At 33.6% G+C, this 23,427-nt stretch carries 34 protein-coding genes and 2 tRNA genes; 2 read left to right on the forward strand and 34 right to left on the reverse strand.

Translation table 11 applies throughout. The annotated features are described in order from the left end of the window. Nucleotides 1-2: 2 nt before the first annotated feature. The 31 genes from ABWU64_RS04680 to carA form a co-directional block, all read right to left on the reverse strand. A complete protein-coding gene (locus ABWU64_RS04680) occupies nucleotides 3-356 on the reverse strand; it encodes a YraN family protein (protein ID WP_015588364.1) in 354 nt (117 codons plus the stop codon). Nucleotides 357-367: 11 nt separating this feature from the next. After that, nucleotides 368-796, reverse strand: a complete 429-nt coding sequence (gene rplQ, locus ABWU64_RS04685; protein WP_010404731.1) for a 50S ribosomal protein L17 — start codon at nucleotides 794-796, stop codon at nucleotides 368-370. Between the two features lie 7 nt (nucleotides 797-803). Then, a complete protein-coding gene (locus ABWU64_RS04690) occupies nucleotides 804-1,871 on the reverse strand; it encodes a DNA-directed RNA polymerase subunit alpha (protein WP_015588363.1) in 1,068 nt (355 codons plus the stop codon). 20 nt (nucleotides 1,872-1,891) lie between these two features. Beyond that, nucleotides 1,892-2,278: a 30S ribosomal protein S11 gene (rpsK, locus tag ABWU64_RS04695; protein ID WP_015588362.1), complete on the reverse strand. Its 387-nt coding sequence runs from the start codon at nucleotides 2,276-2,278 to the stop codon at nucleotides 1,892-1,894. Between the two features lie 24 nt (nucleotides 2,279-2,302). Then, the gene (gene rpsM / locus ABWU64_RS04700; RefSeq protein ID WP_010404723.1) at nucleotides 2,303-2,671 is read right to left on the reverse strand and encodes a 30S ribosomal protein S13; all 369 of its coding nucleotides are present in this window, start codon (nucleotides 2,669-2,671) and stop codon (nucleotides 2,303-2,305) included. Nucleotides 2,672-2,730: 59 nt separating this feature from the next. Beyond that, on the reverse strand, nucleotides 2,731-3,372 hold the full coding sequence (locus ABWU64_RS04705) for an adenylate kinase family protein (RefSeq protein ID WP_341815772.1): 642 nt from the start codon (nucleotides 3,370-3,372) through the stop codon (nucleotides 2,731-2,733). Continuing rightward, entirely contained in the window at nucleotides 3,369-4,697 is a 1,329-nt protein-coding gene (secY, locus tag ABWU64_RS04710; RefSeq protein ID WP_341815771.1) for a preprotein translocase subunit SecY, read from the reverse strand. The genes ABWU64_RS04705 and secY overlap by 4 nt, the downstream gene beginning before the upstream one ends. A gap of 3 nt (nucleotides 4,698-4,700) precedes the next feature. Then, nucleotides 4,701-5,171, reverse strand: coding sequence for a 50S ribosomal protein L15 (gene rplO, locus ABWU64_RS04715; RefSeq protein WP_135352888.1), 471 nt, complete (start codon nucleotides 5,169-5,171; stop codon nucleotides 4,701-4,703). 3 nt (nucleotides 5,172-5,174) lie between these two features. Further along, nucleotides 5,175-5,687 (reverse strand): 30S ribosomal protein S5, encoded by a 513-nt coding sequence (gene rpsE, locus ABWU64_RS04720; protein WP_353279418.1) that lies wholly within the window; start codon nucleotides 5,685-5,687, stop codon nucleotides 5,175-5,177. Nucleotides 5,688-5,699: 12 nt separating this feature from the next. Beyond that, nucleotides 5,700-6,071, reverse strand: coding sequence for a 50S ribosomal protein L18 (gene rplR, locus ABWU64_RS04725; protein WP_015588357.1), 372 nt, complete (start codon nucleotides 6,069-6,071; stop codon nucleotides 5,700-5,702). Nucleotides 6,072-6,076: 5 nt separating this feature from the next. Further along, nucleotides 6,077-6,622 (reverse strand): 50S ribosomal protein L6, encoded by a 546-nt coding sequence (gene rplF, locus ABWU64_RS04730; RefSeq protein WP_214241953.1) that lies wholly within the window; start codon nucleotides 6,620-6,622, stop codon nucleotides 6,077-6,079. Between the two features lie 16 nt (nucleotides 6,623-6,638). Beyond that, a complete protein-coding gene (gene rpsH, locus ABWU64_RS04735) occupies nucleotides 6,639-7,034 on the reverse strand; it encodes a 30S ribosomal protein S8 (RefSeq protein ID WP_015588355.1) in 396 nt (131 codons plus the stop codon). 22 nt (nucleotides 7,035-7,056) lie between these two features. Beyond that, nucleotides 7,057-7,365, reverse strand: a complete 309-nt coding sequence (gene rpsN, locus ABWU64_RS04740; RefSeq protein WP_015588354.1) for a 30S ribosomal protein S14 — start codon at nucleotides 7,363-7,365, stop codon at nucleotides 7,057-7,059. Nucleotides 7,366-7,377: 12 nt separating this feature from the next. Then, a complete protein-coding gene (rplE, locus tag ABWU64_RS04745) occupies nucleotides 7,378-7,914 on the reverse strand; it encodes a 50S ribosomal protein L5 (protein ID WP_341815770.1) in 537 nt (178 codons plus the stop codon). 6 nt (nucleotides 7,915-7,920) lie between these two features. Further along, nucleotides 7,921-8,238, reverse strand: a complete 318-nt coding sequence (rplX, locus tag ABWU64_RS04750) for a 50S ribosomal protein L24 (RefSeq protein ID WP_010404700.1) — start codon at nucleotides 8,236-8,238, stop codon at nucleotides 7,921-7,923. Next, nucleotides 8,238-8,597 carry a 50S ribosomal protein L14 gene (rplN, locus tag ABWU64_RS04755; protein WP_353279419.1) on the reverse strand — a complete coding sequence of 120 codons (360 nt, stop codon included), beginning with the start codon at nucleotides 8,595-8,597 and terminating at the stop codon, nucleotides 8,238-8,240. Before rplN ends, rplX begins: the two co-directional genes overlap by 1 nt. 18 nt (nucleotides 8,598-8,615) lie before the next feature. Then, nucleotides 8,616-8,846 (reverse strand): 30S ribosomal protein S17, encoded by a 231-nt coding sequence (gene rpsQ, locus ABWU64_RS04760; RefSeq protein WP_341815769.1) that lies wholly within the window; start codon nucleotides 8,844-8,846, stop codon nucleotides 8,616-8,618. Next, nucleotides 8,839-9,042, reverse strand: coding sequence for a 50S ribosomal protein L29 (rpmC, locus tag ABWU64_RS04765; RefSeq protein ID WP_341815768.1), 204 nt, complete (start codon nucleotides 9,040-9,042; stop codon nucleotides 8,839-8,841). Before rpmC ends, rpsQ begins: the two co-directional genes overlap by 8 nt. Nucleotides 9,043-9,053: 11 nt before the next feature. Further along, the gene (gene rplP, locus ABWU64_RS04770; protein WP_341815767.1) at nucleotides 9,054-9,467 is read right to left on the reverse strand and encodes a 50S ribosomal protein L16; all 414 of its coding nucleotides are present in this window, start codon (nucleotides 9,465-9,467) and stop codon (nucleotides 9,054-9,056) included. Between the two features lie 11 nt (nucleotides 9,468-9,478). After that, the gene (rpsC, locus tag ABWU64_RS04775; protein ID WP_341815766.1) at nucleotides 9,479-10,099 is read right to left on the reverse strand and encodes a 30S ribosomal protein S3; all 621 of its coding nucleotides are present in this window, start codon (nucleotides 10,097-10,099) and stop codon (nucleotides 9,479-9,481) included. A 39-nt stretch (nucleotides 10,100-10,138) separates the two neighbouring features. After that, on the reverse strand, nucleotides 10,139-10,489 hold the full coding sequence (gene rplV / locus ABWU64_RS04780) for a 50S ribosomal protein L22 (protein WP_353279421.1): 351 nt from the start codon (nucleotides 10,487-10,489) through the stop codon (nucleotides 10,139-10,141). 9 nt (nucleotides 10,490-10,498) lie between these two features. Next, on the reverse strand, nucleotides 10,499-10,783 hold the full coding sequence (rpsS, locus tag ABWU64_RS04785; protein WP_010404687.1) for a 30S ribosomal protein S19: 285 nt from the start codon (nucleotides 10,781-10,783) through the stop codon (nucleotides 10,499-10,501). A gap of 3 nt (nucleotides 10,784-10,786) precedes the next feature. Continuing rightward, nucleotides 10,787-11,611, reverse strand: coding sequence for a 50S ribosomal protein L2 (gene rplB / locus ABWU64_RS04790; RefSeq protein WP_353279423.1), 825 nt, complete (start codon nucleotides 11,609-11,611; stop codon nucleotides 10,787-10,789). Between the two features lies 1 nt (nucleotide 11,612). After that, complete coding sequence (locus ABWU64_RS04795) at nucleotides 11,613-11,900, reverse strand: 50S ribosomal protein L23 (protein ID WP_015588346.1); 288 nt, start codon at nucleotides 11,898-11,900, stop codon at nucleotides 11,613-11,615. Then, a complete protein-coding gene (gene rplD / locus ABWU64_RS04800; protein WP_006012216.1) occupies nucleotides 11,897-12,511 on the reverse strand; it encodes a 50S ribosomal protein L4 in 615 nt (204 codons plus the stop codon). Before rplD ends, ABWU64_RS04795 begins: the two co-directional genes overlap by 4 nt. A gap of 2 nt (nucleotides 12,512-12,513) precedes the next feature. Then, entirely contained in the window at nucleotides 12,514-13,236 is a 723-nt protein-coding gene (gene rplC / locus ABWU64_RS04805) for a 50S ribosomal protein L3 (protein ID WP_341815760.1), read from the reverse strand. 10 nt (nucleotides 13,237-13,246) lie between these two features. Next, nucleotides 13,247-13,567 carry a 30S ribosomal protein S10 gene (gene rpsJ / locus ABWU64_RS04810; RefSeq protein WP_012482004.1) on the reverse strand — a complete coding sequence of 107 codons (321 nt, stop codon included), beginning with the start codon at nucleotides 13,565-13,567 and terminating at the stop codon, nucleotides 13,247-13,249. A gap of 14 nt (nucleotides 13,568-13,581) precedes the next feature. After that, the gene (gene tuf, locus ABWU64_RS04815; RefSeq protein ID WP_353279424.1) at nucleotides 13,582-14,754 is read right to left on the reverse strand and encodes an elongation factor Tu; all 1,173 of its coding nucleotides are present in this window, start codon (nucleotides 14,752-14,754) and stop codon (nucleotides 13,582-13,584) included. A gap of 78 nt (nucleotides 14,755-14,832) precedes the next feature. Further along, nucleotides 14,833-14,903, reverse strand: a tRNA-Gly gene (locus ABWU64_RS04820). 4 nt (nucleotides 14,904-14,907) lie between these two features. After that, nucleotides 14,908-14,989, reverse strand: a tRNA-Tyr gene (locus ABWU64_RS04825). 105 nt (nucleotides 14,990-15,094) lie between these two features. After that, a complete protein-coding gene (gene carA / locus ABWU64_RS04830) occupies nucleotides 15,095-16,186 on the reverse strand; it encodes a glutamine-hydrolyzing carbamoyl-phosphate synthase small subunit (protein ID WP_015588344.1) in 1,092 nt (363 codons plus the stop codon). A gap of 149 nt (nucleotides 16,187-16,335) precedes the next feature. Here carA and ABWU64_RS04835 point away from each other — a divergent pair, with 149 nt between their 5' ends. Beyond that, on the forward strand, nucleotides 16,336-16,803 hold the full coding sequence (locus ABWU64_RS04835) for a hypothetical protein (protein ID WP_353279425.1): 468 nt from the start codon (nucleotides 16,336-16,338) through the stop codon (nucleotides 16,801-16,803). 767 nt (nucleotides 16,804-17,570) lie between these two features. Here the strand turns inward: ABWU64_RS04835 and fsa are convergent. Further along, on the reverse strand, nucleotides 17,571-18,212 hold the full coding sequence (fsa, locus tag ABWU64_RS04840) for a fructose-6-phosphate aldolase (protein ID WP_341815759.1): 642 nt from the start codon (nucleotides 18,210-18,212) through the stop codon (nucleotides 17,571-17,573). 431 nt (nucleotides 18,213-18,643) lie between these two features. Here fsa and ABWU64_RS04845 point away from each other — a divergent pair, with 431 nt between their 5' ends. Beyond that, complete coding sequence (locus ABWU64_RS04845) at nucleotides 18,644-21,358, forward strand: hypothetical protein (RefSeq protein ID WP_353279427.1); 2,715 nt, start codon at nucleotides 18,644-18,646, stop codon at nucleotides 21,356-21,358. 250 nt (nucleotides 21,359-21,608) lie between these two features. On the opposite strand, the gene ABWU64_RS04850 is transcribed toward ABWU64_RS04845, so the two are convergent. Together ABWU64_RS04850 and atpD are read right to left on the reverse strand one after the other, a co-directional pair. Next, entirely contained in the window at nucleotides 21,609-21,950 is a 342-nt protein-coding gene (locus ABWU64_RS04850; RefSeq protein ID WP_010404622.1) for a F0F1 ATP synthase subunit epsilon, read from the reverse strand. A 5-nt stretch (nucleotides 21,951-21,955) separates the two neighbouring features. Next, complete coding sequence (gene atpD, locus ABWU64_RS04855) at nucleotides 21,956-23,392, reverse strand: F0F1 ATP synthase subunit beta (protein ID WP_179943652.1); 1,437 nt, start codon at nucleotides 23,390-23,392, stop codon at nucleotides 21,956-21,958. Between the last annotated feature and the right edge of the window lie 35 nt (nucleotides 23,393-23,427).

Below are 23,427 nucleotides of genomic sequence, written 5' to 3' on the forward strand. Positions count from 1 at the left end.
AGCTACCATTCCTCAATCCAAGCATTTTTTATATAAATAGGTCTTCTCCTTAAGGAAAGAAAACATAAATCATATCTGACTGAATAATCTAAAAAATCAAGATTTTTACTTAAGAAATATTTAGAAGAATTTATAATAGACTGACACTGAAAATGAGATATCGGTACTTCTTTTCCAAATAAACTTGTTTTAACTTCTATAAAAATCAGCTCCCTTTTTTTAGATACAATTAAGTCAATTTCACCCAACCTACAACGGAAGCGACGTTTTATAACATTATAGAATTTCAGCTTTAAATATATCGAAACTAACAATTCTCCAAAGTAACCTACAAAATAGCGTAACCTACTTACCATAAAAAGAATAATTAGCTTTGTGTAACTACTTTGCTTCCTTTTTTATTTTTACTATAAATCTCACCTTTTGCTGAAATATCTCTATCAACTAGCTCTATCACTGCCATTGGAGCGCAATCACCCTTTCTAGTACCAAATTTTATTATTCTAGAATATCCACCTTTACGGTCTTGATAACGATTAGCTAGAACGCTTAATAATTTATCAACTACTAACTTACTATTATGAAGACGTGAAAGCAAAAGCCTTCTACCATGTAAAGAATCGTTATTCTTAGCAATTGTAATAAACTTTTCCACATATGGACGAAGTGCTTTAGCCTTTGGTAAAGTAGTTACAATCTGCTCATGATTAATTAACGAGATAGATAGATTCTTTAACATTGATAACCTATGCTCGGTACAACGAGACAGTTTATTTTTCTTTATTCCATGTTTCATATACTACCTAATCCTCATCAGTATGTTGTTTAGCCAGTTCATCTATATCCTTAGGCGGCCAATTTGGTATATTCATACCCAAAGACAAACCTGAATTATTTAAAATTGCCTTGATTTCATTCAAAGATTTTCGGCCAAAATTAGCAGTTCTTAACATTTCAACTTCCGTCTTTTGCACAAGATCACCTATATAAGTGATATTTTCATTTTTCAGACAGTTATGAGATCTAACAGATAATTCCATTTCATCTACTTTACACAATAGAACAGGATCATAGCCCAAATCTTTAGCACCACTAGACAAAGAAACCTGCGATTTTTTATAACTCATATCAGAATTAATAAAAGGCTGAAATTGCTCTTGTAATATTCTTGCAGCATAGTCAATAGCTTGACTTGGAGAGATTGTACCATCAGTTTCAATTGACAATATCAGCTTATCTTTATCAGTAACTTGACCAACACGACTATTCTCTACTTTATATGAAACCCTCTCAACAGGACTATATAAAGCATTAACTGGAATAAAACCAATTAAATCTTGTTCATTCATAGATTTTAAAAATTCATTTTCTTTATATTTATTTACAGAAAGATAACCTTTTCCACTAGCAACATATATAGTAATGTTAAGCTCCACATCTTGACCTAGTGTACATATCACCAAATCTTTATTAATAATAGAGCATTGGTCATCAGTTTCTATCATTCCAGCCAATACTTGACAAGGCCCTTTAGCGCTCAAATTTAAGCACTTATTAGACGTATTATTTAACTTACATCTCAACATGCCCATATTTAATGCTATATCAGTTATGTCTTCCCTAACTCCTTGGATCGAAGTAAATTCATGATTCATGCCTTCAATTTTTATTCCATAAACAGCACTACCGCGAAGAGAAGACAACATTACACGCCTTAATGCATGACCCAACGTTAAAGCAAAACCACTTTCCAAAGGTTCTAGAACTATATCACTTTTTTTACTCGAATCACCTAATATTACCTTAATTGCATTAGGCTTAGTTAATCTATCTAAATTTCCACAGAAAGAAACATTATCACTATAATACATACAAAAACCTTCCAAATATCCTATACTCTTCTTTTTTTCCTTAATCTACACCCATTATGAGGTATCGCCGTTTTATCTGCAATTGAAGTGACAGTCAATCCACAACTCCGAAGTGCTTTAACTGCAGCTTCTGCACCAAAACCAGGACCACGAATTATTACAGAAACAACCTTCATACCAAATCTCTCTATTACTTTCTTCGCAGCAGAATCGGCAACCTTACCTGCAGCATAAGGTGTGGATTTTCTCGAACCAGAAAAACCACATGCACCAACAGAAGTCTGGTAAAGCGTATTACCACAAACATCAGTCACATTTACAAAAGTATTATTAAAAGTTGCACGAATATGGACAATACCAGTAATAAACCTTTTTGTATTCTTACCAACCGTTTTAACTTTTTTCATAAAAACTCACGATAATAACAAATTTTATTTTTTCCCAGCAATAGGCAATTTAGATCTGCCTTTACGAGTTTTAGCATTAGTATGGGTTCTTTGTCCCCTCACAGGCAAACCTTTTCTATGCCTTAATCCTCTATAGCAACCAATTTCGATTAAAGATTTTATATCCATAGCCACTTTTTTTCTGAGCTCACCCTCTATGACATATTTTTGCCTAATAAAACTACTAATTTTCTCTATATCTTCATCTTGTAATTCTGAAACACGCTTACGCTCATCAATTTTACAGCTACGACAAATTATATTCGCAGTAGTAATGCCTATACCATGTATATAAGTTAATGCAAAAGGAATACACTTCTTCACCGGAACATTTATGCCTGCAATACGTGCCACTGATACCTCGATACTTTATTAATAATAACTCTTAATTTATACCATAAAACAACTTATAGTCAAATCAAATTACAAGAAATTTTACTTTCAATCTCTTGCATTACTCTATCAACACTCAAATTAGCGTTAATTGTTAACAATTTGCCCTTATAATACTCGCGCAAACCCTTCATCTGAAAATGATATTCTCTTATCCTCTTATTAATTCCAAGCATATTAGCATCATCAATTCTCTTCTCCAATCTCGTACTTTTACATTTAGCACAAGTAGTATTTTTAAAAGAAGATATACTATATATAGTTTTACAATCCAAACAAGTAAGACGATCTTTTAATCTATCAATTGCAATATTATCGTCAAGCTGCAACTCAATTACAAGATCAACATCCCTATTGCATCTTTTTTGCAAAACTTGAGTTAAAAAATGAGCTTGATTTAAATTTCTTGGAAAACCATCTAACAAAAAATCACCATCTATTAATGCAAGCTGGTCACACAATAATTTACATATAACTTCATCTTGAATTAAATTACCAGATTCAACAGTATCCTTTATTCCTTTACCTAATTTACTCCCACTAGATATAATATTCCTTAATAAATCTCCTACTGAAACTAATTTAAAATTATACTTTGCTATTAACAAACTGGACTGAGTACCCTTACCAGAGCCAGGAGGACCAAAAATTGTAATAATCACTTTAGTCTCCTTGTTTTAGACTCATATTTCTTTATCCAACTATCGTACCTATTTGAAAAAACATAAGATTGTACTTGCATAATAGTATCAGTAATAACGTTAACTATAATCAGCAAGCTCGTCCCACCAAAAATAAATGGTATATCATAATGATACCTCATAATTTCAGGTACAGTACATATTACCACCAAATACGCAGACCCAATAAATGTTAATTTAAAAACTATATCTTGAAGATAATCAGAAGTATGTTTTCCAGGCCCTCTACCAGGAATAAAACCACCATTTTTCCTAAGAAAATCAGCATTTTCCTCTGGATTAAATATAAAATTGGTATAGAAAAAATTAAAAAGTACTATGAGTATTAAGTAAGTTATAATGTACATCACTTTATTTGCCATAAAGTAGTTTAAAATAAAATCAGCAATGGCATGACCTTTATAGAAATTTGCAATTGAAATAGGCGTTAATAGAATTGCGTTAGCAAAAATAGTTGGTATTACACCAGATAAATTGATCTTCAATGGAATGTAAGTAAAATCATCATTATGTAATTTTTTAAACTGTTTTTTGGGATATTGAACAATTACCTTTCTATAAGAAGATTCTGTAAAAATGACTAAAAGGAGCAGTAAAAAAAACAATGCTATAACAAAAAGGGTAATGAAAAATGACATACTACCATTTTTATTTAATGTTAGCAGAGATGATAAAGCATTATGTAATTCAGATGTTATGCCAGTAAAAATGATTAATGAGATACCATTTCCTATACCGCTCACACTGATCCGCTCACCAAGCCATATTAAAAATATAGTTCCACCTAAAAGGCTAAAGATACCTATAGTACGAAACATAATACCAGGTTCAACTACAACTAATACCCCTTCTCTATTCATTCTTTCTAACCCTATTAAGATCGTAATTGATTGAAAGATACAAAACACTATAGTCATATAGCGTATATAAGAGTTCATCTTTCGACGTCCTAACTCTCCTTCATTTTTAATTTCATTGATTCCTTTAACGGCAGAGGATAATAATTGCATAACTATGGATGCAACTATGTATGGCATAACGTTTAACGCCAAGATCGTCATTCTAGCTAAAGCGCCACCAGAAAATAAATTAAATACTCCAAAAACACCAGAACTCTCCTTTGGAAATATATCATTGATTATATCAAGATTAACTCCAGGGATAGGAACATAAGTGCCTAAACGATAACAAACTAAAGCCATTAGCGTAAAAAATATACGCTTTAGTAAATCACTTTTATATAACAACGTAGAATCCAAACTATTAAATGCAAATTTACTGTTCATGATTTACGATAGTATTTCTACACTACCACCAACTGAAGCTACAGATCTTTTTGCAGCTTCTGATGCAAAATCAACATGAAACACAAATTTTTCGCTTAATTTACCCTTATTAAGAAGTTTGATTTTACTTTTAACAGATCTGATAAAACCTAATTTATGCAGTAGCTCCTTATCTATGATAGAATCCTTGACTATTTTTTTAGCTTCCATTAAGCACTGTACATCACCAACATTAAATATAGAGTATAAGTTTTTGCGTATAGGCTTAAAACCTCTTTTAGGTAAACGAGTATATATAGACTGCTGTCCACCTTCAAAACCATTTATAGAAACGCCACTTCTCGCTTTCTGCCCTTTATGCCCCTTACCGGATGTTTTACCTTTACCACAACCAATACCTCTACCTAATAATTTAGGCTTCTTTTTCTTAGATAATTTGGTAAATATAGAATTTAATTTTACAGCATCATTCATACTTTACCTATTTCCAACTATCTCACTAATCTTTTTACCCCTCTTACCTGCCACTTGGCAAGGAGATAACATAACATCAAAAGCCTTAAATACTGCACATATAATATTATGAGGATCATTTGATCTAGTAGACTTAGCTACCACATCCTTTATACCTAATACCTCAAAAACCGACCTCATTGCTCCACCAGCAATAATACCTGTTCCAGTTCTTGCAGCTCTTAAAACTATCTCACCAGAACAAAATTTAGCCTTAATATCATGATGTAAAGTTCTACCTTCACGTAAGTACACCCTAATCATCGACTTCTTTGCAGCATTTACAGCTTTCACTCTTGCTTCAGCAACCTCTGCGTGTTTACCTATTCCACATCCTACCCTACCCTTACCATCACCAACAACAACCAAAGTTGAAAATGAAAATCTTCTACCACCTTTGGTAACCGTTGTTACTCTTCGGACTGAAACTAAAAGTTCTGATAAATCATTATTATTTTGTAAATTCTTTACAGCCATATTTAAAACCTTCTAAAATTTAAATCCAGAGCTTCTTAAAGCCTCAGCAAATTGAGAAATCAATCCTGTATACTTATATGCCCCCCGATCAAAGACGAATCGCTGCTCCAATTTTGTACTAGGCAGACGCTCAATCACTAAAGAAGAAACCTGTTTTATAGTTTCAGCATTTACCCTACCTTTACATACATTCCTAATTTTATCATCCAAAGTAGAAGCAGAAGCTAGGGTTGTTCCTTTTGCATCGTTAATCAACTGAACATAAAAATGTTTATTAGACTTAAATATGGATATACGTAAACGTCCAGCGCTCTTATCGAGCTTCGCTCTATTACGAAGTTTCCTTTTTTCATAGCCACTTAAAAAATTATATAATCTTTTCATTTTAATTACTTCTTTTTATTTACAACCTTACGCAGCATAAATTTGCCTTTTATTACAATACCCTTACCTTTATAAGGATCATATTTTCTAATTTTACATATATCAGAAGCCACCATATAGACTTTTTGCTTATCCATACCGCGAATCACTAAATGAGTTGGCTTTATACACTTAATCTCAACATATTTAGGCACTTTATACTTAATATTATGACTATAACCAAGATATAAAGTCAAACACTTATCATCACATTCTGCTTTATACCCCACACCATTAATCTCAAGATCAACAGAAAAATCATTAACCATACCGTTAATCATGTTATTAATATTACTTCTATAAGTGCCCCATATAGATTTTATTTTATCATAATCATCCCTGTCTTGATCAACAGAAAGTAACAATTGATTATCAACTATCTGACACAGAATGCCACTACACAAGCTCAGCTCTTTTTCTGCCCTAACACTTCTTATCAATACCCTACCATCATTATATTCAACTGAAAGATCAGCAGGAATATTGATAGGTGCGGCACCTATACGAGACATACATTTCTCCTATCATTTAAAATACACGACACAAAACTTCTCCACCAACTTTTAATCTACGTGCATTATAATCGGTCATCACTCCTTTCGGTGTAGATATAATAAAAATTCCAAGACCATTATATGCTTTAGAAATGTCCTTACACTTAGAATAATAACGACAACCGGGCTTTGATACCCTAGCTATATCATTAATCACAGGTGATTTATCATAATACTTCAACTGCACAACAAGCGAAGGGACACTATCACTCTCTTGCTTTTTATAATTAAGAATATACCCTTCCTCTTTTAAAATCTTCAATATAGAAGAATTCACTTTAGAGAATAGGACTCTTGTTTCCCTATGCATTGCCAATTGAGCATTACGTATTCTTGTTAAAAAATCACCAATACCATCAGATAACGACACTATTACACTCCTTATATCACATTTACCAACTAGATTTTGTAACCCCTGGAACTTGTCCAAAAGAACACAAATCACGTAAAACAATCCTACATAAACCAAATTTTCTATATACTCCTCTCGGCCTACCAGTTAAAGCGCACCTATTCCTAATTCTGATTTCAGAAGAATCTCTAGGCAATTTTTTAATCAGCTTACTTTGAGCTGCAAACCTTTTTGCAATAGATAAATCCTTATTATTCATTATAGATTTTAATTCTTCCCTTCTCTCCCTATACTGATCGCATAACTTTATTCTACGAAGATTCTTCTGTATCATAGATTTTTTTGCCATATATTTTTTCTCTCAATTATCAAAAAAGGGGAATTTAAGAGCCAGTAATAATTCTTTTGCTTCCTTATCACTAACTGCACTTGTTATAATATTAATATCCATACCTCTAATTTTACTTATTTTATCATAGTCTATTTCTAAAAATGATATATGCTCCTTGATACCAAAGGAAAAATTACCATGACCATCAAATTGCTTCACACTAAACCCTCTAAAATCTTTTTCCCTTGGCAAAGCAATATATATTAATCTTTCTAAGAATTCATACATTTTATTTCTACGTAAAGTCACTTTACAACCTACAGTTGCACCTTTTCTAATTTTGAAACCAGAAATAGATTTTTTTGCAAAGGTTGACACAGGCTTTTGCCCAGCAATCAAATGTAGATTATCAAATGGCTCATTTATCGCTTTATTGTCCGTAGCAGCATCTCCAACGCCCATATTGATACACACCTTGACAAGTTTAGGCACTTGCATTACATTGCCGTAATTAAACTTATCCTTTAAGGATTTTACTATACTATCTTTATACAATTGTTTAAACATATCAACCTAATCTATCACTTCTCCAGAAACTTTTGCAAAACGCACTTTTCTACCATCTATAATCTTAAATCCTACTTTAGTTGGAGTTTTACACTTAGGATCCAATATTGCAACATTGGATACATCAATAGCTAACTCTTTATTCAATATACCACCACCACTACCAGCTCTTGGTTTAGTATGTCTCTTACACACATTTACGCCAGAAACAACTACTTTCTTTTTAGCATCACGTATTATAACTTTGATTACCTTACCAATTTTTCTCTTATCTTTACCAGTTAAAACTATAATATCATCACCACTTTTTATTTTAGCACTCATTATAAAACCTCATCAGCTAATGACATTATTTTCATAAAAGAACCAGATAATAACTTTTTTACCGGACCAAACACCCGAGTGCCAAGTGGTTCACCTTGATCATTAATTAAAACCACAGCATTGCTAGAAAAACGAATTACAGAACCATCAGATTTCTTAACATTATTTTTTACTCTAACAACAACTGCTTTATATACTTTTCCTTTTTCAACTTTACCTTTTGGGTTAATAGACTTAGTAGATATAATAATCGCATCACCTACAGATGCAGATTTTCTACCACCTAACAAGCCAATACAAAGCACTACACGCGCACCAGAATTATCAGCTACTTCTAACAATGTGTTTTTTTGAATCATACAAATACCCATTCCATTTTAGCCATTGATAACAACCCATTTTTTAGTAACAGAAATAGGCTTATGTTCCTGTATTAAAACCCTATCCCCCTTTTTGCAACTATTATTCTCATCATGCGCTGTATACTTCTTGTATTTTTTAATAACTTTTTTATACAGCTTATCCTTATACACTTGTAACACCGAAACCTTTACAGTCTTATCAGACTCAGCATTAGTTACGACACCACAAAAAACCTTCTTAGGCATTTCTTCCCTCTCTCTTTCTTCTATTTAATACAGTTAGACTACGAGCTATGCTCTTTCTTATTGAGCTAAAACGCGAAAAATTATTGCACTGGCCCAGCTTTTTTTGAAAAGCCAAATTAACAAATTCTTTTCTCAAATTCATAAGAAGTTCATGTAATCCTTGTGAAGATTCTGATTCAAATTTAACCATATCCATTGCAACTCCATTCAATTATGATTAGATATAAATTTACACTTCATAGGAAGCTTAGCAGTCGCTTTTTCAAGCGCCAATCTTGCTAAATGCATGGGAACATCACTACTAATTTCAAACAAAACCCTACCGGGCTTAGCTTTAAATACCCAAAACTCAACACTACCTTTCCCTTTACCCATACGTACATCTGCTGGCTTTTTACTAACCGGGGTATCAGGAAAAATTCTTATCCACACTTTACCAGAGCGTTTTAACGTTCTAGATATTACGCGTCTTGCAGTTTCAATATGCTTAGACTGAATCTTACCTACTTCCATAGCTTTTAATCCATAATCTCCAAAAGACAGCGTGCTACCACCCTTAGCATTACCCTTAATTCTCCCCTTAAATACCTTTTTATATTTACTCTTTTTGGGAACAAACATTTCAATATACCTTAACTACCAATATAAACCCAAACTTTAACTCCTATAATACCACATATAGTTTTCGCTTCACAAAAAGCATAATCTATATTAGCACGTAAAGTGTGCAAAGGCAAACGACCTTCTTTGTACCATTCAGTACGAGCTATTTCAGCTCCACCAAGACGCCCAGAGCAACTTACTTTAATACCCCCAGCACCCATCTTCAAACAATTTTGAATAGCTTTTTTCATCGCTCTTCTACATGAAATCCTTTTTTCTAGCTGATGTGTAATACTCCTTGATATTAAAGCTGCATCTATTTCAGACTTTTTAACTCCTACTACATTCACTTCGACACTACTTCCTACTTTTTTAGCTATTTTTTGCTTTATCTTCTCAACATCCAAACCTTTCTTACCTATTATAACCCCAGGTTTAGAAGAATGTATTATTACAGACACTAAAGTAACTGTACGCTCTACAGTTACTTTAGAAATACCAGCATGCTTAAAGGATTCATTTATATAACTGCGAATAAATAGATCTTGATGCAATTTCTGTTTATAATCGTCCGTAGCACACCAAACAGAATCCCAGGTATTACTATTTATTTGCAATCTAAATACTTTAGGATTAACCTTCTGTCCCATATTTTTACACTTTCCTTATTAATTTTCCATTTCTATAAATCATACAATTTCTTTCAATTTTATAGTTATATTACTATAAAATTTGCTCATTCTATTAGCCCTACCCATAGCTTTTGGATATACTCTACGCAAAGTAAGTGACTTACCTATTAAAATTTCCTTTATATATAAATTATCAACGTTCAATCCATAATTATTTTGAGCATTAGCAATTGCAGAATTCAACACCTTCATTATAAAACCGGCAGCCTTTTTTTCACAAAATCTTAATTGTACATTAGCAAAAGAAACTTTTTTATTACGCACTAAATCAGCAACCAAATTTAATTTGCGAGGAGTTGATCTTAAAATCTTAGAACTAGCCTCAACTATTATATCCCTATTTTTCATATCAATTGCCTACCTTCTTGTTGCCTTTTTATCACCACCATGCCCAGTAAATTTACGAGTAGGTGAAAATTCACCGAATTTATGACCTATCATATTCTGATTATCAACACTAACAGGAATGTAATCTTTACCATTATAAACAGCAAATTTTAAACCCAAACAATTAGGAAGAATTACAGAAGCCCTGGAATGAATTTTTATCACCTTATTAATAGAACCCTCTTTTAAAGCTCTCTGAACTAATCTTAGTACAGATGGGTGTAAAAAAGGTGGTTTCCATACAGATCTACTCATAAATTAACCTTTCAATTTTTTTATATACTTATCACTAGATTTATTTTTTTTCCTAGTTTTCTTTCCTTTTGTTGCAATACCCCAAGGAGTAACAGGATGACGACCGCCAGAAGTTTTTCCTTCTCCACCTCCATGGGGGTGATCAATCGGATTCATTGCAACTCCACGCACAGCCGGTCTAATTCCAAGCCACCTACTTCTCCCAGCCTTACCCAACTTTCTATTCTTATGATCAAGATTAGATACTACACCAATAGTAGCTTTACAAGAAGATAAAATCAACCTAGCTTGACCAGATCTAAGCCGCAATAAAACATATTGACCATCACGACCAACAATTTGCGCACAACAACCCGCAGCTCTAGCAATTACAGCACCACCACCTGGCTTCAATTCAACGTTATGAACAAAAGAACCAACAGGTATATATTTCAACAACAAACAATTACCTGGCAGAATATCAGCATCATCTCCAGCTGTCACAACATCACCAGGCTTCATACCTTGAGGAGCTAATATATAAGATTTAGCATCATCCTCCTTATATGATATTAATGCTAAAAATCCACTTCTATTTGGATCATACTCTATTTTCTCAACTATACCCTGATCTCTTCTATTACGTTTAAAATCTATAACTCTATACTTCTTCTTGTGACCACCACCTCTATGACGAGTTGTAATTCTACCATGATTATTTCTTCCACCACTGGATTTCTTACCAAATACAAGAGACTTCTCCGGCTTATCTTTTGATAAACCAACTTTACTTATTAATACAGTCCCACGAGAAGACGGAGTAACAGGATTAAAAAATTTCATACCCATATTAAACGCTCATTATATCTAATTTTTGACCATCTATCAAAGAAAAATAAACCTTTTTTCTCTGTTTTTTACAACCAATCACACCCCTAAACCGTCTATATTTAGGTTTAACTCTAATAACATTTATAGAAGAAATTCTGACATTAAATAAAGACTCTATTGCCGATTTTATTTGACGCTTATTTACATTTACAAAAACGTACAAAGAGTATTTATTAAACTTCTCTCTTAAAAGAGAAGCCTTTTCTGTGATTACAGGAGATTTTATTATATTATTATATTTAATCATAACAATCTACCTTCAAGATGCTTTAAAGTGTCTTTTGTTAACATCACGCATTCATGATTCAATATATCAAAAACATTTAACCCAATAGGTTTGATTAAATCTACATAATGCAAATTTTTAGCAGCACGTAACAAATCATCTCCATAATCACCAACTATTAAAAAAGAAGAAAATTTAAAATTTTTAATATATTCACACATTTTAGATGTTTTCTTCACATCAACATTTAAACTATCAAGAACAATGACTTGATTATTTAAATATTTTAGAGATAAAGCAATTTTCAAACCAAATTTACGTACTTTTTTATTAAGAGAGTAAGCATGACTCCTCACAACAGGACCAAAAATAATTCCACCACCTCTAAACTGAGGAGATCGCAAGCTCCCCTGTCTCGCCCTACCGGTGCGTTTTTGACCATACGGCTTAGCTGTTGTACCAGAAACATCACTGATACCCTTTGTTTTATGAGCACCAACTCTTCTCTTTGCTAATTGCCATCTCACTATATCATGCAAAATACTCAATTTTTGCTTGGCAGAAAATATCAAGGGATTAAGCTCAACACTACCTACATTATTATTAGATAGATCAACTAATTCACATTCCATAACTAACTCACCAAATTATTAGCATCATCACTCATATTCAACAGCAGACCTACTGGAAAAGGAACATCTTTATGTAAAGGCTTTTTAACTGCATCTCTCACAAAAACATAAGAGTTTTTAAACCCAGGAACATTATTACCCTTTACAGCAATTATGCTATTTTCACAATCAATGGATAATATTTTCATATTCTGTACAGTTACTCTGCTATTACCTAAATGACCAGCCATTTTCTTCCCCTTGAATACTCTACCAGGATCTTGACATTGACCAGTAGAACCTTGTGATCTATGAGCGATAGAAACACCATGAGATGCCCTAAGCCCACTGAAGTTATGCCGCTTCATCACACCAGCAAACCCTTTGCCTAAAGAATAACCTGTAATATCAAGATATTGACCAACCACAAAATGATTAACCCCCACTTTTTTACCACATTCTATTCCGAATAGATCAGTTAATCTACTTTCATATAATTTACATTTACTATTTACACCCTTTTTCTTTAAATATTCCAACTGAGGCTTTGCTATTTTTTTTAAATCTCCTGTGCCTAAAATGACTGAATTGTAGCCACATTTATCTTGTCCTTTTATATCGATAATATAAGTTTCGCTGAGATGCAATAAGGTTACAGCCATGCGACTATTATCAAAATACATAGCAGTATGGCCAACATTCGTCATTAACAAACCAATTCTCCTAAGCGAATTTATTCTCTTCATTTTTCTTTTCCTAAATATTAACTTCCTTAACCTTTAAATCCACTTCTACACCAGCAGAAAAAGATAAATCTGCAAGCATCTTCATCATAGTAGAAGTAGGATTATGTACAATAATTAACCGCTTAGAAATTCTCATTTCAAATTGCTCACGAGATTTTTTATCAACATGAGGAGACCTATTAACAGTAAATTTAGAATCTTTTCTTGGCAACGCAATCGGACCAGATAAATCTGCATTAAACTGCTTTAATTGATCAATAAACTCCCGAATACACTTTTCCAATAAAGAACAATCGAAAGCTTTGATTCTAATATATATATCTTGCTTCATCTTAGTTGTTATACTCATTCTAAAATTTCCGAAACAACGCCAGAACCAACAGTTCTACCACCTTCTCTTATCGCAAAACGCAATCCTTTATCCATTGCTATTGGTACTTGCAACTCCACTTCTATACTTACATTATCCCCTGGCATTACCATCTCCTTTCCATCTAGCAATTTTATGCTCCCAGTTACATCCGTTGTTCTTAAATAAAACTGTGGCTGATAATTTCCAAAAAATGGTGTATGCCTTCCTCCTTCTTCTTTCTTCAATATATACACCTCCGCATTAAATTTCTTATGCGGGGTTATTGTCCCTGGTTTTGCCAATACTTGCCCTCTCTCCACTTCTTCTCTCTTTGTTCCTCTTAGTAATATTCCTACATTGAGTCCTGCACTTCCCTTATCTAGCAACTTCTTAAACATCTCAACACCAGTACATATCGTCTTTTGCGTCGCTTTCAGACCTATTATCTCTATCTCATCCCCTGTCTTTACCTCCCCCTTCTCTATTCTTCCTGTTACTACCGTCCCTCGGCCCGATATTGAAAATACATCTTCTATTGGCAACAAAAACGGCAAATCTATAGGCCTTGGAGGTACTGCTACATACTCATCTAACTTCTCCATCAATTTATCTATTGATTTCTTTCCATACTCACTACTATCATCCTCTAATGCTTTTAACGCAGACCCAACTATCACAGGCACTTCATCACCTGGAAATCCATACTTATTCAGCAACTCTCTCACTTCCATTTCCACCAAATCTATCATATCAGCATCAGCAACATCAGCTTTATTTATATATACCACGATATATCCAACACCCACCTGTTTTGCTAGCAATATATGCTCTCTCGTTTGTGGCATCGGCCCATCAACCCCTGACACTACCAATATCGCTGCATCCATCTGTGCTGCACCTACTATCATATTCTTTACATAATCAGCATGTCCAGGGCAATCAACGTGTGCATAGTGTCTCTTTTCTGTTTGATATTCAACATGCGCTGTTGCTATTGTTATTCCTCTCTTTCTTTCTTCTGGCGCTTTATCTATTTGATCATATGCTACAAAATTACCATAATGCTTTGTTATCGCCGCTGTTAACGTTGTCTTCCCATGATCCACATGTCCTATCGTTCCCACATTTACATGCGGCTTTCCAAATGCTTCTACTATCGCTGTCATAACTTTAACTCTTCTACCTAAAATACAAATACATCAATAAATAATATGTTGATTTTATATAAATACAACAAAAAAAAGAGCGGATAGTGGGAATCGAACCCACGTCACTAGCTTGGAAGGCTAGAGCTCTACCATTGAGCTATACCCGCACAATGGAGGAGGTAGGATTCGAACCTACGTACGCAACGCGGACAGATTTACAGTCTGTTACCTTTAACCACTCGGTCACTCCTCCACAAAAATCTGTTAAGAGAACACTACCTTAACTTAAGTTTTATTATCCCTAATATTAAACATCCAAATCCAAAAGATCAAGTAATAAAAGCTAATCTAACTGAAATCAGTTAGATTTCATTTTGTATAACATAATATTATCAATAAAACGCCTAAACAAATAATGCGAATCATGAGTGCCTGGCGCCTCTTCTGGATGATACTGCACAGAAAAGACTGGGCAATCCTTCATCATTATTCCCTCTACACTATTATCAAATAGAGAAATATGAGTAACCTCAACGTTACTTGAAAGAGAAGCTGAATCAATAACAAAACCATGATTTTGGCTAGTTATCTCAACTTTTTTACTCTCCAGATCATAAACTGGATGATTACTCCCTCGATGACCAATATCCATCTTGACAGTCTTTGCTCCCAAAGTAACTGCAAGTAATTGATGGCCCAGGCATATGCCGAAAACCGGCACCTTAGACTTTACAATAATTTCTATCTCTGAAATTACACTCTCCCCTATCTCTTGCGGATCACCAGGACCATTTGAAAGCACTATACCATCTGGGTTCATGCTTAATATTTTGTAAGCAAAACCTGTATCTGGTTTGACTAATTCAATCGTACAATCAAGTTCTACTAAGCGTGAGATTATACTAATTTTTACACCGAAATCAACAATTACAACTCTATATTTTGCATTAAGATCGCTTTTAAAGTTATTACTTAAACTAACTTTCTTGGTTATTTCTATTCCATTCACAGATTTGTATTTCTTCAATTCATCCAATATATGCGCCTCACTTGAAGGACATATCATTCCATTTTGAGATCCATATTTTCTCAAATGTCTCGTCAACGCTCTAGTATCAATTCCCGATATCCCAACCACATTATTTTTCTCCAACCAATCATTTAAGCTAATATATGAAGAAGAGTGAGACATAGGAGAAAGTTCACGCATAACCACACCACTTGCAAAAACTTTTTCTCCTTCATTATCTTTATGATTTATTCCAACATTACCAATATGAGGAAAAGTGAACGCTATTATTTGATCAGCAAAAGAAGGATCGGTTATAGTATGTTGATAACCGGTCATACCAGTGATAAAACAAACCTCACCTATACACTTGCCTTTTTTACCTATTGATTTTCCTAAAAAACACTTGCCATCTTGTAAAACTAAAGCTGCATCCTGCATTTAACTCTCTCTTAAACTAATTTAAATATTATATAAGAATTTTAAATAACATGCCAAAACTCAATCGCAAACTTTTCCACATAAAAATATCTTGACCATCGCATATTTCATACTATATGAATAAACCATTAATTAAAATGGAGGGTGCAGTGCTTAGCAATACAGATCAGTCTAAAAAAATAAATGAGAAGTGGCTACTGATAGGAGCTGGCTCATTGTTGCTTACAATAATGCTACCATCAATTTTGCTTTTAGCAAAAATAGCTATAATGTTCATTATAATCTCAACTACAGCAATAGCAATAAAAGTGGCCTCAAAAGCAATATCAAATGTCTTAGAGGATAAAGAGAACCAGTCAACACAAAATAAAATTATAAATTTAGCTATTGGAGTAGTGTCCATACTTGCAGGTGGGTTATCATTACTTATTACAGCAAAAGTTGGTTTCATTGCAATATGTTCAACTATAGCTATTTTAACTCTGTACGAATATATTAAAGATGAAAAAATAGGTAAGGATATAAATCATAAATTTGATGAAATAGCTAATAACATAACTGAATTTTGCGTGAAAAGCATTGAAAAACCTATTCCATCACAAAGTTGTGAAGTGTAACCTTTTGTTTATAAATTTTTAGATGCATGGCTAACGTATAAACACTGAAATCAGCACTTCCTTTCTTGTTATCCTAGTAATGGCTTCCATCATCAAAATGTTGTATTACTTTTATACTCGCAAATCTAACTGGATTCCAATGTCAAGCACTGGAATGACATTACCTTGAATGGAAATCGGTGCGTGATGTACATCTGTATAGAGATTAAATATGTCATTCAGTTTGTTATCATTCTAGTACTGCCATTCTATAGGTAACAGCTGTACCTGGAACTCCTCTCTTGTCATTCCAGCACTTGATGCTGGAATCCAGAAAACTTAATTTCAAACTAGTACTTTCCCTCTTTTCATCCCAATTTCCAAAATGTTACTCCAGCACTGAAATCCAGCTTTTTTATAACTATCGAAAACACTGTATTACTTTACAAATTTAACTAGATATAATTACTGGCATGGCACGTTCGTAAAATTACGATAAAAAATTACTTGACAAACTCTAATAGCTTTGTTACCATGCACAGCGAAGCTGTTCTAGAGCTCGGAATCTATCTTCGTCTGCAGGCTTTCCAATTCAGTTAATCTATAATCTTCAGTTAAAATACATTTTAGCTATACTTCGGTCGTAGCTGTATACATTTTTCTGAATCTTTTTTATTAACAGAAGGATCATTATGTTTAAAATTCTGAATTACGCATATCATTAACCTGCATGTCTTTAAAGGACAGATGGTACCTATGTCCTTTTTATATTATATTTTCTAAATTTATTATTTTACACCCCAGTCTTTTTCAAATATTGCAAGCCCTTGATCAGTAAGTGGATGATTAATTAACTGTCTAAGTATTTTTGCTGGCACAGTAATTGAATCAGCACCAAGTTTTGCAGCCTCTATTACATGCGCTGGACTTCTTACTGATGCAACAAGAATTTTTGTGTTAAAACCATAATTAGAATATATAGTGCATATATCTTCTATTAGCGATAAGCCATCATAGCTTATATCATCAAGACGACCAACAAAGGGAGAAATAAAACAAGCACCGGCCTTAGCGGCAAGCAGTGCTTGTCCAGGAGAAAAACATAATGTGATGTTAGCAGGTATTTTATGTTCTGTCCACAACTTTTTACAAGAAATTAATCCTTCATGTGTAAGGGGTAACTTCACTACGATATTACTAGCGATTTTCGCTAACTTAAGGCCTTCCTTAACCATATCCTCATGGCTATCTGCAACAACTTCAACACTAACAGGCCCTTTTATAACAGAGCATATCTCACTTGCTAAATTTTCGTATTTATCTTTATGTCCAGATTTTGCTATCAAAGAAGGATTTGTTGTTATGCCATCAATGAACTCTTTTAGCTCCTTAATTTCATTCAAATCAACACTATCAAGAAAAATTTCCATATTATTGTCCTAATTATTGTCCTATTCAAAACCCATTTTTACAAAATATTGTCATCTTTGAAAGGTATTAAATAAAATCGGATTTTTAACTCAACTCAATTCTAAGTCCGTTAGGAAAGAAAATATTGCACTGAGACACAGTATAGCGCTTTCCTTAATTGGTTGCATTTTATTAACAGAATTAGCATAACCAATTTCTGAAGTTTACTAGCTTTACGTCCAATAGAAATTCTTGCATAGCCTAAAACTTAGTGCTACTATTAGTATAGTAACATAAATAGGTAGTGAGGAACAATAAACAAAATGACTAAGGTCGAGTTTAACGCTCGCAATTAAATTCAACTAAAAAGGTTAATATAAAAGGAGTTTTGATAGCTTAATCACTCCTAAAGTAAATATATTATCAGAACAATAGTAATAGGGGGTATACTATGTCAACAAATTTCCCGATATTGAAAGATATATTAGCAGAACTGAAAAGAAAAAATAGCATTACTGTTCTAGAAGAATACTATCAGAGCAAATGGGAGATTTATGACTTGTTCATGGATTTAACAAATGATGAAAATTTGAAGCAAGCATATATAGATCTATCTTTCAACAAAAGCTTTAAAAAAAACTTTATAGAATTAGCAAATCAGGCAAAAAAAGCTGTAAGTAAGTATTTTAGAGACAAAGACATAGACCTTCGAGCTTTTTATGTAGAAACTAACAATTCTGATAAAGTGTTAAACATTAATCTTATTAATTACAATAGAAGTGAGCCAATAAGAATTAGTGATATCTTACAGCAAGAAAGGGATATTAGCACATTGAATATCTATTGCGATAAAAAGCATGACATATACGCTTACCGAAAAGGTAAGGAAAGACATTATGAATTTAAAGAGGATGCATATTATGAAATGACAAGCACTTGGCCTGTGCAGGACAAGGATGGAAAAACTGTTACCTGTACTATGGTTATGAATGTAAGTAATTCTGGTATAACTAAAGTACTACAGTTTAATGGTAAAGATTTTGAATCGCCACCTAAGGAGTTTTTGGAATTAATAAGACAAAATGAAGAATTATATATTCAAGGTCTCTCTCTACATGACGCTGTCAAAGCATTATTGGAGAAGAATAAAGATGCTCTAGCTGTTATTAATCTGCAAAACAATGAACATATCGTAATCAATAAAGATGAAAAGATGAAAGATCTTGAAAATGATGCTAAAAGCAATCCTATTCTTTCTTTCACTAGCAACAATGTATCAGAGGTTAATACACAGCAGATTGCAACTCAGGCAATTGCAACTCAAACAGAAGTTAATTCACAGCACACTGAAACTCAGACAGAGGTCTCTGTGCAACACGTTAAGACTCAAACAGAAATTGGCTTTCAACAGACTGAAACTCAAAATTTGCAAGAAGTTACAACTCAAACAGAGATTAATCCACAACAAATTGCAACTCAAACAGAAGTTAATTTACAGCACACTGAAACTCAGACAGAGGTTGCTGTGCAGCACGTTGAAACTCAAATAGGAATTGGCTCTCAAGAAACCGAAACTCAGACAGAAGTTAATTTGCAAGAAGCTGCAGTGCAAACAGAAGTTAACTCACAACAACTAGATCAAAAGCTTACAAAAGCTGAACAAGAAATTAGAGAATTAAATGAACTGAGGAACAATTTACAATATAGGCTCGACGAGGCTGAGCAAGAAATTAGAGAATTAAATGAGCAGAGGAACGAATTACAATATAGATTCGACAAGGCTAAACAAGAAATTGAAGAGTCAGAAAAGTATAATAGTGATTTACAGGATGAACTTGGAAGAGAAAAGCAAAAAAATGCAAAATTGCAAGCTGAACTGACACAAAAAAATGAAAAGCTAGCAAATATGTCAACAGAGCTGGAAGAAAGAGCGCAAAAACTTGAAGGTGCATATGAAGAAAAGAAAGACCTGAAGAAAAAGCTGGAAGTTGCTAATGCAGGAAAAGAAGAGTTGATAAGTGAGTTAAGAAAACTGCAAAACGCATTAGCTCACCTGGAAGAAGAAAGGTTTCATTTAAAAAACGATCTTGATCAGTTAAGAATCGATAATGAGAGTATAAAAAAAAGCAAAGAGGAGCGAATATCAGATTTAGAAAAAAAGTTATTATTATTGAAAGAAGAAAAGCAAATGTTAAACAGCCGTATAATAAAGCAAGAAAAATTAGAACAGGAAATCATAGAGGCTAAGCAAGAAATTGAAGAGTCAGAAAAGTATAATAGTGATTTACAGGATGAACTTGGAAGAGAAAAGCAAAAAAATGCAAAATTGCAAGATGAACTGACACAAGAAAATGAAAAGCTAGCAAATATGTCAACAGAGCTGGAAGAATTTGAAAAGGCAAATAAAAAACTGAAGAAAGACCTGGAAGTTGCCAATGTAGAAGGAAAGAAACTGAAAAGTAAAGTGAATCAGTTAGAAGAAGAGGCAAATGCAAATGAAGAGGAAGCAAACAGCATGAGAGATGAACACAGTACATCGTTAATGAATTTAAAATCTCAAATGCAAAGCTTAGATGATAAGCACAACACAAATCTGGAATCTTGTAAACAAGAGGTAGATCAGCTAAAGTGGAAATGTGAAGAGTTAACGAACAAGGTAGAGCTTAAAGATGAACAGATCGAGAAAATAAGAGAGCAATTACAGCAGGAGGTAAAGAATGAACGTTTAATGAATTTCAAATCTCAAATGCAAAATTTGCAAAGTGAGCACAACGCACATTTGGAACCTGATGAACAAGAGGAATGTGAGCTAGAGTGGGATAAGTCGGATTTAATGCCAGAGACTGAAGATAAGCAGATCGAAATGATGATACTGCAATTACAGCAAAAGATAGTAGAAGAGAATAAGTGCTATGCTGAGATTGAAAGATTGGAAGAAAAGGTAAAAAATCAAGCTTTGGAAATTAAAAGAATAATGGAAGAAAAAGAAAAGCTAAACGGTAAAGAACCATATCTAAATAACCAAGATGCAGAAAAAAACCCTAGGTCCTTAAGCTTTGATAGCGCATTTCATAGCGATGGTGATGATGATCACTGTAATTCATTTCTAAATTTAATCAGCATTCCCTCACAGGCGTGTAGTCAAAGTCAGCACGAAAGTGTTTAATACTGTTCAGATGCATGTGAAACCAGTCCTTCTTTTCTTGTCAGTCCCCCTTGTCATCCCAGTGCGCGACACTGGGATCCAGTTAAATTTGCGAGTATAACAGTAATCAACGTTTTAATGATTATGAAAAACCAGTGTCACAAACTGGGATGACATCTTCCCCGAACCATAATGTTCGTACAGTTGTGTGTCAGCTACTTGAAGTGGGAATGACAAGAGTAAACTCATTTCTTGAACACAAAAAGAGCCCCTAAAGAGATTTGACATCAAGATAACTTAAATATATACCAACTCTCTTATTTTTTAATGATTCCTCATCATGAGTCAAATGATCAAAAACCTGAATTTGATTCGTTATAATGCTACAATTATTATTTGCAACCTCTAATATACCATTATCAATTACAACTTTTTCCTTTGTCTGGTTACTCATTTGAACAGTAATTATACCAGGCAATAAATAAATTAAGTAAGGAGAATGGTAAGCTAAAATCACTAGCTCTCCTTCAAGCCCATTGACTGAAAGCGAAACCACTTCATCGAATGAAATTCGATTATCAGGAGAAAAAAATTGCACCTTAAAAGTGTTCATAATCTTTAATGTCCGGCTCCAACTTCAGCTTTTATTGATTCAGCCTTTTCTATTGCTTCACTTATACTTCCCACCATATAAAAAGCAGCTTCTGGCAGATGATCATATTTACCTTCAATAATTCCTTTAAAACTAGAAATAGTATCAGAAAGTGAAACAAATTTGCCAGACATGCCAGTAAATACCTCCGCAACATGAAAAGGTTGAGAAAGAAACTTCTGAATTTTACGAGCTCTATCAACAATAATTTTATCTTCATCAGATAGTTCATCCATACCAAGTATTGCGATAATATCTTGCAGCGACTTATAAGTTTGCAATATACGTTTCACCTCAGAAGCCACATTATAATGTTCTTCACCAATGATTTCAGCAGATAAAGACTGAGAAGTTGAGTCAAGTGGATCAACAGCAGGGTATATACCCATTTCAGCTATCTGCCTTGACAACACCGTGGTTGCATCAAGATGAGAGAATGTCGTTGCTGGAGCTGGATCGGTCAAATCATCTGCAGGAACATATATAGCCTGTACAGAAGTAATAGAACCAGCAGTAGTTGAGGCTATTCTCTCTTGCATAGCGCCCATATCAGTCGCAAGAGTTGGCTGATAACCAACAGCCGACGGTATTCTTCCAAGCAAAGCAGAAATTTCAGAGCCAGCTTGAGTAAAACGGAAGATATTATCTACAAAAAATAGAACATCTTGATTTTCATGATCACGAAAATACTCCGCCATAGTTAGTGCTGTTAAAGCAACCCTAGCCCTTGCTCCAGGAGGTTCATTCATTTGACCATAAACCAAAACGGCTTGAGATTTTTCGTGCTCATTTATATTTATTACATTCGAAGTAATCATCTCGTTATAAAGATCATTACCTTCACGCGTTCTCTCTCCTACTCCAGCAAACACAGAAAATCCTTTATGAGCTTTTGCTATGTTGTTAATCAGCTCCATTATCAGAACTGTTTTACCAACACCAGCTCCACCAAATAAGCCAATTTTTCCTCCTTTAAGATAAGGAGCAAGAAGATCTATAACCTTTATTCCTGTAACTAAAACTTCTTCCTGTATCTTTTGCTCAGTAAAACTTGGAGGTGATCTATGTATAGGTTCTAAATCATACTTTCCTTTTAGCGGACCACACTCATCTATAAGCTCCCCTACAACATTAAAAACCCTTCCTAAAGTTGAGCGTCCAACCGGAACTGATATTGGTGCACCTGTATCAACAAACTCATCACCTCTTGACATACCATCTGTGCTATCCATAGCAATGCAACGAACTATATTGTCACCTATATGCTGTGAAACCTCTAAAACTAGCTCCTTGCCCTTATATTTTAGTTTGCTTTTTAAAGCATTAAATATCTTAGGCAACCCGTCTTCAAATTTTAAATCAACAACTGCTTGAGTTATTTTAACTACTTTACCTGTACTCATCTCTTTCATCACCTAACACTACAATTCTATAAAAG

The sequence above is a fragment of the Wolbachia endosymbiont (group B) of Xanthorhoe designata genome (assembly GCF_964028585.1).
Classification (GTDB): domain Bacteria; phylum Pseudomonadota; class Alphaproteobacteria; order Rickettsiales; family Anaplasmataceae; genus Wolbachia.